At 40.1% G+C, this 14,183-nt stretch carries 12 protein-coding genes; 11 read left to right on the top strand and 1 reads right to left on the bottom strand.

Annotated features, from left to right (window positions below; genetic code table 11):
• Positions 1-145: 145 nt before the first annotated feature.
• From IPM71_06200 to IPM71_06150, 11 genes are all read left to right on the top strand, one after another.
• On the top strand, positions 146-985 hold the full coding sequence (locus IPM71_06200; protein ID QQS52325.1) for a protein-glutamate O-methyltransferase CheR: 840 nt from the start codon (positions 146-148) through the stop codon (positions 983-985).
• Positions 986-1,086: 101 nt separating this feature from the next.
• Positions 1,087-3,177 (top strand): GAF domain-containing protein, encoded by a 2,091-nt coding sequence (locus IPM71_06195; GenBank protein QQS52324.1) that lies wholly within the window; start codon positions 1,087-1,089, stop codon positions 3,175-3,177.
• 21 nt (positions 3,178-3,198) lie between these two features.
• On the top strand, positions 3,199-4,026 hold the full coding sequence (locus tag IPM71_06190) for a hypothetical protein (protein ID QQS52323.1): 828 nt from the start codon (positions 3,199-3,201) through the stop codon (positions 4,024-4,026).
• Positions 4,027-4,078: 52 nt separating this feature from the next.
• Complete coding sequence (locus tag IPM71_06185; GenBank protein ID QQS52322.1) at positions 4,079-4,642, top strand: chemotaxis protein CheB; 564 nt, start codon at positions 4,079-4,081, stop codon at positions 4,640-4,642.
• Position 4,643: 1 nt separating this feature from the next.
• Positions 4,644-5,426 carry a GAF domain-containing protein gene (locus tag IPM71_06180; protein QQS52321.1) on the top strand — a complete coding sequence of 261 codons (783 nt, stop codon included), beginning with the start codon at positions 4,644-4,646 and terminating at the stop codon, positions 5,424-5,426.
• A gap of 5 nt (positions 5,427-5,431) precedes the next feature.
• Positions 5,432-8,056, top strand: a complete 2,625-nt coding sequence (locus tag IPM71_06175) for a PAS domain S-box protein (GenBank protein QQS52320.1) — start codon at positions 5,432-5,434, stop codon at positions 8,054-8,056.
• Positions 8,057-8,081: 25 nt separating this feature from the next.
• The gene (locus tag IPM71_06170) at positions 8,082-8,660 is read left to right on the top strand and encodes a hypothetical protein (protein QQS52319.1); all 579 of its coding nucleotides are present in this window, start codon (positions 8,082-8,084) and stop codon (positions 8,658-8,660) included.
• Positions 8,661-8,717: 57 nt separating this feature from the next.
• Positions 8,718-9,098, top strand: coding sequence for a DUF1987 domain-containing protein (locus IPM71_06165; GenBank protein ID QQS52318.1), 381 nt, complete (start codon positions 8,718-8,720; stop codon positions 9,096-9,098).
• A 23-nt stretch (positions 9,099-9,121) separates the two neighbouring features.
• Positions 9,122-12,226, top strand: coding sequence for an ATP-binding cassette domain-containing protein (locus tag IPM71_06160; GenBank protein ID QQS52317.1), 3,105 nt, complete (start codon positions 9,122-9,124; stop codon positions 12,224-12,226).
• Between the two features lie 70 nt (positions 12,227-12,296).
• Positions 12,297-13,202, top strand: coding sequence for a hypothetical protein (locus tag IPM71_06155; protein QQS52316.1), 906 nt, complete (start codon positions 12,297-12,299; stop codon positions 13,200-13,202).
• 2 nt (positions 13,203-13,204) lie between these two features.
• The gene (locus IPM71_06150; protein QQS52315.1) at positions 13,205-13,651 is read left to right on the top strand and encodes a hypothetical protein; all 447 of its coding nucleotides are present in this window, start codon (positions 13,205-13,207) and stop codon (positions 13,649-13,651) included.
• A gap of 187 nt (positions 13,652-13,838) precedes the next feature.
• On the opposite strand, the gene IPM71_06145 is transcribed toward IPM71_06150, so the two are convergent.
• Positions 13,839-14,126, bottom strand: a complete 288-nt coding sequence (locus tag IPM71_06145) for a hypothetical protein (protein ID QQS52314.1) — start codon at positions 14,124-14,126, stop codon at positions 13,839-13,841.
• Positions 14,127-14,183: the final 57 nt, after the last annotated feature.

Here is a 14,183-nt window from a genome sequence, read left to right as displayed (position 1 = left end):
TTTTAAAAATGGTGTGACGAAAAAGTGTAATATTTATAAGTCGATTTTAAAATAATCTACTTTTATTTTAATTATTCGGTAAGTTTTAATAGATTTAATATCAGGAATAGGGATAGATTGACAGAATAGAATTAACCAGAGTTTTATGACTATAACCGAACAGGATTATCAGTTGTTCTTGTTTGCGCTAAAAACGTCCTCAAAATATGATTTCAGTGATTATTCTGAAAAATCATTAACACGCCGTTTAGCTAAGGTTTTAACAGACAACAAGCTGAATATTACTGCTTTGGTTAATAAAATAAAAAATGACGCTGAGTTTGTTGAAAGGATTGTTAAAGAAATTACTGTCAACACCACCGAACTTTTTCGCGACCCACAAGTGTGGCATGCCTTACGTTATGCGGTGCTTCCAAAACTTAAAAGTAACTCCACTATCAACATCTGGCATGCGGGCTGTTCAACCGGGCAGGAAGTATATTCGATGATGATAATTTTGAACGAGCTTGGAATGCTCGACAAAGCGAAGATATATGCCACCGACCTGAACACCGACGTGATGCAGCAGGCGCAGAATGGCGAATACAAATACCGCTTTAACATCGGATATCTCGATAATTTTGACAAAGTAATCAAAGAAAATCCTTATAACTACGAAGAATACTACGAGGTGCCCTATGACAAGTATTTTACCATTGATAAGGCGACTGACACCATTAAAATGAATGATTTTTTAAGGCAAAAGCCTGTTTATAAGAAGCATGACCTGGTGAAAGAAAGTAACAGTCTTTTTGTTAAATTCGATATTATATTTTGCCGAAATGTGATTATCTATTTTAATTACAACCTTCAAGGCAAGGTTTTCGATCTTTTTCACCGCAATCTTTACGATTCGGGTTGTCTGGTACTGGGCTTGCACGAAACTATTTTAGGTTCGTATTCTGTGAAATACCAGAAAAAGGGTCATATTTATTACAAGAACTAATTGCCCATCAACTTATGGTTATTAAAATAAAACATATCTCTACCAGGTTTTTACTACAAAGTATTTTTACAATACTTATAATCTCCACGCTCATTTTTATCATGTTCTATTCTGGATATCGGAAAAAAGACACCCTTCAGGCAGTATCGTATTCCACCGGAATTGAATCGAAACTTTCTGTTGCTAATGTCAATCATGATAAAGCCTTCGATCTGCAAAAGTCTGACCTTCATTTTTCCGACCGCACCTGCGATGAACTTATTGCCACACAGAATTTGCTTGTTGATGGTATAAGCGATTCGCTTCTACTGCTGGGCGATTTAAAATATCTAAGGAAACACTTTAAACATGCTACCCTCGACGACAGCGTCTCGCTTGCTTTGCAGAATTACCTTCTCAGCTATACCAAAGTCATTCTGAGTCTTAAGGAAAAAGGTAATAGCTATGGAGGCAAAGTTGAAATCGCAAACGATTTATTTCAAAGCATCAGCAATGAATTGAGCATGGCCCCCGATAATGGAATTCAGGCCGAAAAGTTCAATAGTCTTGTCAGTTTCTATTTACTCGATTATTCAGCTGCCAGATTGAATAGTTTATTGGAATTTTGCGACAATGTACTTCTGGCTTTTTATTCCCAAAGCCGATATGATATCGCTGTTTTAGAAAGAGATGTTGACGAATTAAAGGAAGTATTAGAGGGTATTGCACAAATTGACCAGCGCTTACTTAATACCTCCGATAATACTGGACAATTGTCCGATCTTACAGCAAGTTACGAGTATCTGCAACATAGCTTTGCAAGGTTAAAACAAGAAATTGAAAAACAAACAAATCATTACCACAATAGGTGGAATCTGATTTTCATTTTTCTGGCGCTTTTGCTAACGGCTGCATACATACTGATGATGTACCGGTTTTCGCGCACGGTGGTGGGGTCTGTGCATCAGTTGCATTCCATTACAAAATCTCTTGCCAGCGGAAGCATTATGCCCAATATACCGGGCTCAGGCCCCTATGAGTTTGATGCCTATTATACCGAGATCAAGGCTTTATTAAACCTTCTGAATGGCCGCAAGACCTTTATCGAAGATATGTTGAACAATAGGCTGAATACTCAGTTGCAAGCTACTACCGAAAACGATGTCATTGGAAAACTTTTAGTGAATCTTCAGGAAATGATGCGCAAAGCTCAAAACGAGCAAATGAAATACGATCTCGAGAACAATGCCAGACGTTATACCAACGAAGGATTGGCAAAATTCGGCGAAATTCTCAGGCTTAACAGCCACGATACTACTATTCTTGCCGATGAATTTATTCGTGAATTGGTAAAATACATGGGGGCACTTCAGGGAAGCGTTTTCCTTTTAGACGAACAAAACAAAAACCAGCTGCACCTGATGTCGGCTTTTGCATACGACCGCAAACGTTTTCTTCAAAAAACACTGAAATTGGGTGAGGGTCTTGTGGGCACCTGTGCCTTGGAGAAAAAGGTAATAAACCTTACCGAATTGCCCGACAACTATATTACCATCAAATCTGGTTTGGGAGATACTCCACCAAATAATCTATTGCTCTTACCATTGATGACCAACGAAGAAATGGTGGGTGTGGTGGAAATGGCTACGTTGAAAGTTTTTAGTGCCATTGAAATAGAACTTGCCACCAGCATTGCTTCAAGCCTTGCTTCGACCATTATTAGTGCACGCAACAATTCGCGCACCTCTGAGCTGCTGCGAAAATCGCAACAGCAAGCCGCCGAGATGGCAGAACAGGAAGAAGAAATGCGTCAGAACCTAGAAGAGCTCATTGCCACTCAGGAAGAATCGACCCGCCGCGAACAGGAATTGCAGTCCTTATTAGATGCAATAGGAAAAAGCTTCTTCATTCTTGAATACGATACAAGCGGAACAATAAGCCATGTGAACGAAAGATTACTGGCATTCCTGCGCATGCCTGCAGACCGTGTACTTTACCAAAAGCACCGTGATGTATTTACAGAAGAAAGCCTGATCAGTGATGAATTTATAGAAGAAGTGGTAGTGACGAAAAAGAGTATCATGCGTATGGAAACACTTCATCAGGGATCGAAAAAATACCAATATAAATACAATCTTTCGCCAGTGCTTACTTCCAATGGCGATGTAGATAGGATCCTGAATTTGTTTAGTATTGAAGAGGTAAACACCTGAAGTTAAAAAATATAACTGTTCATGGTAGAATTAGGAATTGTTGACATAAGGGAAATCATAAGGATTATTCAAAAGGTACATAATTACGACTTTTCGAATTTTGCTTTGACCTCGTTTAAATATAATCTGGAGAAAGTAATTGCAAAAAACGGACTGCTTACATCGGAGAATTTATTTCGCAGCCTTTCGGAAGATCCTGAGTTCTTTGATAAATTCTTGTACGACTTTTTTGTGCCTTCCACCGAAATGTTTCGCGATCCATCGTTGTGGAGATGGTTAAGAGAAGAATATTTCCCCAATCTGACCGACAGGCATTTCGATAATTTTAAAATCTGGATTCCTCAATGTATTTCGGGGGCAGAACTGTATACACTCTGCATCCTTTTAAAAGAAATGAACCTGCTAGAGAAGGTGAAAATATATGCCAGTGTATACAGCAAAAAAAGTATCGAATACATGCAAAGTGGCAGGTATCCCATGAAAAAACTTGAGGTTTCTATTGAGAACTACAAGCGTTTCCATGGCGAAAAGGAATTCGAATCGTACTATAAAATTGTGGACAATGAAGTATACCGCGATACATCGTTAATAAAATCTGTAGAATTTATCGTGGATGATATCTATTTTAGTAAAGCGCCACAAAACAATAAAATGATTTTGTTCCGGAATGTGATGATCTATTACACCCCTACTTTTCAGACACGGATACTGGAGCGTATGAACCAGTTGTTATCGGCTTCAGGTAGCCTTGTTGTTGGAGTGATGGAAGAGATTAAACCAGTAAATGCAGTGGGGGCATCCTTCGAGCTGGTCAATAAAAGCGAAAGTGTTTATAAACGTAAGATATAATTGCAAAGAACCCAAACAAGAGAGATTTTAGTCAACTTAAAGTTGTAAATTAGTGAAATACAAGGCAGTAATAATTGGAGGTTCGGCAGGAAGTTTTCAGGTAGTGACCCGAATTTTGAGTTCACTCGATGATAAATTTCCATTACCAGTGCTTTTGTGCCTTCACCGGCTTAAGCATGTAAGGTCAGGTTTCGTCGAAGCCTTGTCGCTAAAATCGAATATACCTATTGAGGAGCCACTTGACAAGGATTCACTTCGCCCAGGAAGGGCTTACCTCGCTCCGGCGAACTATCATATGTTTGTAGAAATGGCTAACCGTATTGCCCTTTCGACCGACGAACCGATTAATCACTCCAGACCTTCGATTGATTTATCGTTTATCACTGCCGCAAATGCATACCGCGATAAACTGGTAGGGATTATTCTGTCTGGCGCTAACCGCGATGGCGCCATGGGTTTAAAAGTAGTGGCAGAAAAAGGAGGATTGACCATTGTGCAAGATCCTCGCGAATGCGAAGTGAAAACTATGACAGAATCGGCCTTACAGCTTACAAAGGTCGACCATGTATATACGACTGAACAGATTATTAGTTTTTTATCAAAATTAAAATATTAGCATGCTCCAGGTAAAACACAGAAAAATTGCAGTGGCTGGCTTTAGTGCCGGAATTGTGCTCATTCTAGCCAGCCTGATTGCTGCATGGAATGCTTTTGTCTCAGGAAAGGAAAAACTTGGTGTTTTTCCGGCATTATTTGCTCTGCTGGCCATTGCCCTGCTTGTTTATTTGTTCTTCGTTTTTTATAAACTCACCGACTTTAAGCTATTCGAAGCACATGTCGTACAAAAGTCGGAAGAAGCACGCGCTGACCTTCTTAACCAGATTCGTTTGGAACAGGAAAAATTGAAGCAGCAGGAATTTGTTTTAGACGATACCCAGGAACAGGCAAAAACACTCATTCCTCAAGGCAACTTTAAAAACGTCGATTCGTATGCCAAAAAATTATTAATAACTCTGGCCAATTACTTTAACCTGGTGCAAGGCATAGTATACACTTCGGCCGATGGTGGCGAAAGCTTTAATTTTTGCGCATCTTATGGTCTTACAACCGAGAAATCACCAGTGGGTTTTAAGAAAGGCGAAAATTTGAACGGACAAGTTGCCGCCGAGCAGCAGATGCAAATAATAGAAGAAATTCCGGAGAATTATTTTATGGTTGAATCGGGTTTGGGAAAATCGAAACCACATTTATTGATACTCATGCCACTTGTGGTCGAGAAAAAAACAATAGCTGTTGTCGAAATGGCCTCTTTTTCTGCCATTGGTCCGAAACAACAAGCCATACTGCAAGAAGCATCTTCCCTTCTGGCTGTAAAGATGAACCAATTTGTAAAGGCATAAGGTACATGACAGGGATAAAAGAACTATATCAACGAATATTAAAAGCCGAAACAAACCCGGCTCCAATTGCTGCGATTATAGGATTGGCATTTCCTTTAATAGCCTGGATCATCGAATTTATCAGATTTAAAGTTGCCTTTGGTTTTAAAGGAATCGGTCAGATTCACCAGCTCAATCCTGTGATTTACCTGGTCGATCTGGCACCCTTCATTTTAGGATTTTTAGCCTTCCTTTTTTCGGTACAATGGAATACCGCGAAAGACAATTTTCAACGAAGACTACGTAAGCGCGATGAGCGCATGGCCCTGATGGCTGAGTTTGCCAAGAAAATTGGCGAGGGAGATTTTAATTCGGCTCTTGATCTTTCCGGCGAAACAGATACACTGGCTGAGTCGTTGCTTATTATGCGCGAAAATCTGGCTCAGAATTCAATGCGCGACTCGGAGCAAAGCTGGATAGCCGAAGGGAAAGAGATTGTTTCGGATATTTTACGAATCAATAATAAAATCGACCTGTTGGCAGGTCAGGTTATAAAAGAGTTAGTGCATTATATCAAGGTGGTTCAGGGGGCACTTTATCTGTACGACGAAGAGCGGAAACTACTTACCAATGTTGCAACCTATGCATACAACCGCAAAAAGTACATCAACCAGGAGTTTAAGTTAGGCTATGGACTCATTGGTGAGTGTGCCTATGAGAAAGATTTTATATACCGTACCGAAATACCTGAAGATTATGCCACCATTACCTCAGGCATTCTGGGAGATCAAAAGCCTGGAAGTCTCCTTCTTATTCCGTTAATTTCAGACGAAAAACTTCAGGGTGTAATTGAGTTTGCCAGCATACAGAGCGAAATACCCGAGCTGACCATCCGGTTTTTAAAAGAGCTGGGCGAAGTAATTGCGCGTACGCTTTTCAACCTTCGAATTAACCAGCGTACCGAACAGCTTCTGCAAGAAGCCCAAAAAATGACTTACGAATTGCAGGAGAACGAAGAACAACTCAGGCAAAATGCCGAGGAAATGAGGGCTACCCAGGAAGAACTTCAAAAATCGAACGAGCAGCTCGAAGCCAATATACAGAAGGTAGAAGATGCCCAAAAGCGCCTTTATTCTTTGCTCGAAAATGCTTCGGAGATAATAGCCATTTATAACCAAAACATGGAGCTCACTTACGAGAGCCCCTCGGTAACCAAAATATTAGGGTATACCCCGGAAGAGATGATGGGCGGAAAAGACATGGACCGCCTCACCCGACGAGGAGAATCGGCTATGCGCGACATGTTTAAGGAACTGTTGGAGCATCCTGACCATACTGTGTCGATACAATACACTTACATGAAGAAAAATGGTCAGAAGATATTTCTCGAGACCACAGGCCGCAACCTGCTTCACGACAAAGCTATTAGCGGCATTATTCTCAATTCAACCGATATTACCGAACGGAAACGGGCCGAAAAAGAAGAGCGCATGCGTAGTAAAATGCAGGCACTTTCAGAAAACTCACTCGATATGATTATGCGTTTGAGTACAGTCGGCCAGTTTTTCTATGCCAACCCCGTTACCGAAAGATACCTGGGAATAGAAGTGAAAGACCTTCTCAACAAGACACTCAACGAAGTTAATTTTACAGAAGTACTGTTTAATTACTTCCGCGAAACAATAGAGCAAATTAAGGCCAACCCTGTAAAAGCCAATGCCGAGATTACCCTTCCGGTAATGCTCGATGATGAACTTTCTGATCGGATTATGAGTTTTGTGGCCATACCTGAGTACAACGAAAACGAATTGGAAACTATACTCTTTGTGGGGCACGATATTACCGAAGCCAAGCGTATAGAACTCGAAATACAAGACAAGAACCGGAAAATCGAAGATTCGATAAACTATGCCCAACGTATACAAACCTCCATACTTCCCGATAACAATATTATTCGCAGGTATCTCCCGTCTTCCTTCATTTATTATACACCCCGTGATGTAGTAAGTGGCGACTTTCCATGGTTTTTCCGTAAGAACGACATTACCTACATTGCTGCAGTCGATTGCACAGGCCATGGAGTTCCAGGGGCCTTGCTCTCCTTCATTGGTTATTTTTTGCTCAACAACATCGTCGATCACGACAAAGAACACACTGCCTCGAGCATTCTCGACGACCTGCATGGACAAGTAAGGGCCACTCTTAAGCAGGAAGAAAGTGATGCCGAAGCCCGCGATGGAATGGATATAGCCTTTTGCCTGATTGACAACGACAGAAAAATTTTACAATATAGTGGTGCCCACAGACCCCTTTACCTGCTACGCAAAGATGAACTCCTCGAATTCAAAGGCGATCGCAAAGCCATTGGAGGAATACCTCATAAGAGCAAAATGGAAAAGGAGTTTACGAACCATGTAATCAATTATGAGTATGGCGATAAAATCTTTTTCTTTTCAGATGGAATGCCTGACCAGTTGGGCGGTCCGGAAATTAAGAAGTATTCGCCCAAACGAATACGCGACAACATAATTGAAAACAAAAACTTGACAATGGAAGAATTTAATGCTTTATTTGCCAAAGACTTTAAGGAGTGGATGGCCGATCATAAGCAAATTGACGATGTGCTTTTAATAGGTATTGAACTAATTTAAAACGGATTTTTAAAAACGGTTAATTATGGATAATAAGAAAGATGTAAAAGGCTTCCTGGAGTTTGTTTATGAGTTTTATAAATCCATGAAAGCCCATGAAATTACGTTGGTGTACGAAGGCGAAATTACCCACCAGATTACCAAAGCCTTTACCTCACTAACAGAGTCGAACATGGCGAAAGAAGATGAGCCGGGAACGGTTCAACGGAAAGTATTTCACGTAATGGTCGAGTGCCTGCAAAATATAAGCAAGCATGCCGATGACTTTACTTCCAGCGATTTTCTGTTTTCAGGAAGAGGAATCTTTCTTGTAAGCAAAGGCGAGAACGAGTACAGCGTTACAACGGGCAATGCCGTCGAAAACAGCCGTATCGAGGATCTTACCAAAATGCTTGAAAACATTAACCGCATGGATAAAGAAGAACTAAAACTGCTTTACAAAAAGCAAATGAAGGAAGGACGTCTCTCAGACAAAGGTGGAGCTGGTCTTGGTTTTATCGACATCAAGCGCAAAACAGGCCGCGACCTGGAGTATCACTTTTTGCCTATTTCGAACGATACTTCTTTCTTTTTATTAACTTCGACCATTGGAAGAGACGAATAGATTTTTAATACGACAAATCGATAACAAAAAATAATACATACAATAAATTGTTCTGATATGGAAACAATTAAAATACAAGGTACAGAAGATACGCCCAAAGTTATTCTCGACAAGGAAAAGGAAATGATGGAGATATCCGGACGTTCTCTTCCAGAAGATGTGGCATCATTCTACGACCCCATTCTAACCTGGCTGGATGAATATGCCGAAAGCCCTAATCCTAAAACGGTTTTCAACTTTAAATTGGTGTATTTCAATACAGCCTCTTCTAAACTTCTTCTCGATGTGCTTATGAAGCTTGAAGAAATTCATGAAGCCGGAAACGAGGTACTCATTCGTTGGCATTATCCCGAAGACGATGAAGACATGGAAGAGGCAGGCGAAGAATATGCCGACATTGTGGATGTGCCCTTTGAACAAGTACCCTATTCGGCATAGTTGGGTAAAAAACAGACGGATAGATGAGTGAAGAGATACTAAAGGCGTTGATGCAACTCTTTGCCATTGTGGCAAAGCAAGATGAAGGTGTCGAGAAAACACAGGTTGAATATGTGAAAAATTTTCTCGAGCAGCAGATTACTGCCGATAAGGTATCAGAGTATTTTTCGCTTTTCGAAGAGAATGCCGGCCTTTCTGGCGATGCCCAGGAAAAAGGCAAATTAACCTCCGTGAAGGATTCAGTTCGTACACTGGGTCTTTGTAAAAAAATCAATAAAACCTTAACCCAGAAGCAAAAGATAGTTGCCCTGGTAAGGCTTTTCGAAATTGTCAATGCCGACCGGAAATTCTCCGATCAGCGTATGGCGCTTATCAACACGGTTGCCGAGGTTTTTAATGTGAGCCAGGATGAGTTTAAGAGCATTGAGCTGTTTGTCGTAAAAAATGAAGCCCAGGAGCTTGACGACAATAACATCTGTATCATAAACGACCGTCACGAGCATTATCAACATGCTAAGTTTATTGGCACCAAACACCTCGATACCAATATATTTATCCTACGCGTAACAAGTGTCGATTTATACTTTTTAAAATATACCGGCAATCAGGATCTGTACCTCAACGGATTGCCGATCAGCAACGCACGTATCTATCTTTTCGCCAGTGGAAGTACAGTAAAGGTACCCAAGGGCTCACCAATTTATTATAGCGACATCGCCGCGCATTTTCTGGCCGATATTACTTCGAGCCGGATATCTTTTAACGTTCAGGACATCAGCTATAAATTTGCCAATGGAAACCTGGGGTTACGGAACATAACATTTTCCGAAGGCAATGGCCGGTTGATAGGCATTATGGGAGCTAGCGGCGCCGGAAAAACTACCCTGCTAAACGTTTTATCTGGCATTGATAAACCCACCTCCGGAGAGGTGCTTATCAACACCATTAACCTGCACACCGACAAAGATCAGCTCGAAGGGGTAATAGGACTTATACCTCAGGATGATCTCTTGATTGAAGAGCTTACTGTTTTTGAAAATCTGTACTTCAATGCCAAATTATGTTTTAAAAACAAATCGGAAGCAGAAATTAGCGAACTGGTAAACAAAACCTTACAAAATCTTGGCTTGTTCGACCGCCGTGACCTGAAAGTAGGCTCACCTTTAAATAAAACCATAAGCGGCGGACAACGCAAACGCCTGAATATAGCCCTGGAATTGATCCGCGAACCTTCCATTCTTTTTGTTGACGAACCCACTTCAGGTCTTTCTTCGCGTGATTCGGAAAATGTGATGGATCTTTTGCGTGAATTAACCCTCAAAGGGAAACTTATATTTGTGGTTATTCACCAACCATCGTCTGACATTTATAAAATGTTCGACAAAATGATAATTCTCGACACCGGAGGCTATCAGATCTATTACGGCAATCCAGTCGAAGGGGTGATGTATTTTAAACGTATGGATGCTCAGATTAACAGCGATGTAGGAGAATGTCCTACATGCGGCAATGTAAATCCGGAGCTTATCTTTAACATCATCGAAGCCCATGTGGTGGATGAATTCGGAAATTACACCAATGTGCGGAAAGTTTCTCCTGAAAAATGGGAAGAAAGCTACCAGAATAATTTCTTTCAGGATTCTTTCGAGGAGGTGGATGAAACTCCTCCCAAGTCATTAGATATTCCCAACTGGTTCTCCCAGCTTAAAATATATGGCGTACGCGATTTTCTATCGAAAATCGGTAACCGACAGTATGTGTATCTTAACCTGCTAGAAGCCCCGGTACTGGGCTTTATTCTTGCATACATTATCCGTTACATCGAAGATCCTAATTCGAAAATTTACATTTTCAGGCAAAACGACAATATCTCCATTTATATCTTCATGGCACTTATTGTTGCACTGTTTCTTGGTTTTATGGTAAGTGCCGAAGAAATATTTAAAGACCGTAAGATTTTAAAGCGCGAAAAATTTCTTAACCTGAGCCGATCGAGCTACCTGGTATCGAAAATAACTATCTTGTTTATTATCAGTGCTATTCAGGCTTTTCTTTTTGTTGTTATAGCCAACAATATTTTGGGCATTAAAGGTATGTTCCTGCCCTATTGGCTCGCATTGTTTTCAACAGCAGCCTTTGCCAATATGCTTGGATTAAACATTTCTGCTACTTTTAATTCTGCGGTTACCATCTACATACTTATTCCTCTGGTCATGATTCCGATGATGATTTTAAGTGGAGCCATGTTCAGTTTCGAAAAGTTAAACCGCACGGTTGGCAGGGTAGACAAAGTACCCTTCATAGCTGAGTTGATGCCTACAAAATGGTCGTATGAAGCGCTGATGGTGAACCAATTTAAAGAGAATAAATTTACTCAGCGTTTTTACTTACTCGAGAAAGAGGAAAGTCGTGCAGATTTTAAAAAGGTATACCAAATACCGCAGATGCGTGAAAGACTTAACAGGATTGATAAAGAAATACGCAACATTAACCATGTTGATGTAACCAAGCAGGATCTGGAACTGATATACAACGAAATACGGAAGGAGAATAAACTGGCCGAATTAATTATGGAGGAGAACCAGGCTATTTTCGAAAATACCGGCGAAAAATTTCCTGCACCTGTTATTTTTGAGGATTTGGAGATTTTAAAACCAGAAAACTTTGATTTGAGTGCAGGTCGAAAGGTGCATGAATACTTAAAAGAACTCGATAAATATTATGGTTTGGCTTATACCATTGCTAACCAAAAGCGGCAAAACATTATCAACTACTTTCTTGAAAGCCGACCTGATCAGTATAAAGAGGTGCGCGACCAATATTTCAACGAAAGTATTGCCGATATCATGAAGAAAATTTATGAAACCAATAAAATTCTTGAGTACGACAATCATCTGGTTCAGAATATCGATCCTATCTATTTAGATCCTATTCCCATGAGTGTCTTTAATATCCGCACACACTTTTTTGCACCCCGTAAGCCACTTTTTGGCAGGTATTTTGATACTTACTGGTACAATATTGTAGCAATCTGGATATTAGTTGGCTTCTTTTATTTTCTTTTGTACATCGATGGATTGAAAAGGCTCTTAACAATTGGCGATAAGCTCGCTAAAAAGAAAGGATAATAAAGCCCATAGTTTTTATTATTTTAAAAGTATATTAAATTTGTAATAAAGGATAAATCAACACATCGCTATGATAAAAAAGATTGGCTATTTACTCGTTAGCGTTTTATTTATATACGCTTGTAATTCGGGGGGGAACAAAAATCGGGAGGATTTTAATGACATCCCTGAGAATGTAATCAACGAAGGCGTGCTCGAGATATCAGAGCAGGATGTGCAGGAATTTGTCGACAACATGTCTTCGCCGGTAGAAATGGCTGCATTGATTAAAAGGCTTAATGTTACCTATTCGAACAAATACCTGGCCCCAACTACCAATATAGAAAATTACTCCACCAATTTTCAACAGGCTTTCAATTTGGGTGTATATGGTGTTGATTTGGGTTACCTGAATATTTATAATAAAACAAATAGTGTAATTGATTACATCAGTGCAATTAAAACCCTTGCCGATGGCATTAATGTAGGTCAGTTCTTCGATTTTAACACCCTTAAGCGTCTTGCTCAAAGCAATTCAAATCTCGATTCGCTGATGTTCATTTCGGTGCATAGCTTTAACCGAATGGACCGCTATTTGCGCAATAATAACCGGAGTAACCTAAGCGTATTAATTATTTCGGGATTATGGATCGAGGGTATGTACCTTGCCACCCAGGTTTACAAAGAATCTCCGCACCCTGAGCTTAGAGAGCGAATTGGTGAGCAAAAGATAATTCTCGACAGGTTAATGATTTTCCTGGATAATTTTAAATCTGATAAACAATTTAGTGCCCTAATTACCGATTTTAAAGTAATACAAGACGATTTAAAAGAAGTAACTATAACTATTAAAAAAGGAGAACCGGAAGCCATTGAAAAAGATGGTATGCTTACTATTATTCAGAATGATGTAAGTTATGTAGAGATTTCCGACAAGCAAATTGAGAAAATTATAGAGGATACTGAAAAGATCCGTAACAAGTTAATTAAGCAATAACCATGAAGAATATTATAAAATCCTTCTTTACCTTATTCCTCTTAGCAAGCTTATCAGCTACCCTCTATGCTCAAAGCGATATGGAGTTAGTTGGACAGTGCGCTGCCAGTGCAGGTGATGTTACTTTTTTGAAAGATTTTGTGGCTACACTTGATGCCGGTACCCCTGGGGGTAAACCACCACAAGTTAAGTTTTCATTGGTATTGAGCAAAAACACCAATTACCGTTTTTCCATTTGCAATGCACCCGATTCAGAAGGAGAAGCTGTTTTGCAGCTGTACGATTTAAATATGCTACAGGGTGCTACTTACATGGAGTCACTTGGAAAAGACTTTCCCTATTTCGATTTTAAATGTCAGAAAACGGGGGTATACCATGTTTTCATCTTTTTTAAAGATGGTAAGCCAGGGAAGGCTGCAGGCATAATGTCTTTCGTCGAGAAACTTTAAATGACAGTACGCTAAATATAAAACCTCACTTCCGGTGAGGTTTTTGTTTTTAGGGAGGTTAATTCTTTAATCTTCATTTATTCGTGAAAGCGGGTACGCGGGTAAATAACCCGCCTTGTGAGGCGAATAGAATAAAATCCTTTGCAGATACCCCGTCAGCATGCTGCGGGGAGCTTCATTCCGAAAATTACCAGGACGAAATTAGGGCATTGAGTTTATTAAATCCATCGGGGCATTTCGATTCGAGCAGCCGCTTGAGCTTCAATTGTTCCCTTTTCGAAAGGGTTTGCGCTTCTTCAGAAATACTGGCGAGTGAATCTGCAACCAACAGAAGGCTTATAGGGTTCGATTCGTCATACTGTTCCATGGCAAAACAAATCTCGTCGGTCATTTTTTTTAGATCTTTCGACTGATTTAGCTGGCAAGAGGCTAAAAAGAATGTGGAGGTGATAGAAATTAGTACTAATTTGCGCATCTGTTTTAAACTAATTATCATTGCGATAAGGTAGGTTTTTTTCTTTGAACTTGAAAA

The sequence above is a fragment of the Bacteroidota bacterium genome (assembly GCA_016699695.1).
GTDB lineage: Bacteria > Bacteroidota > Bacteroidia > Bacteroidales > UBA10428 > UBA10428.
Note: the sequence above shows the minus strand (reverse complement) of the source record. Positions and strands in the feature narration are given on the sequence as shown.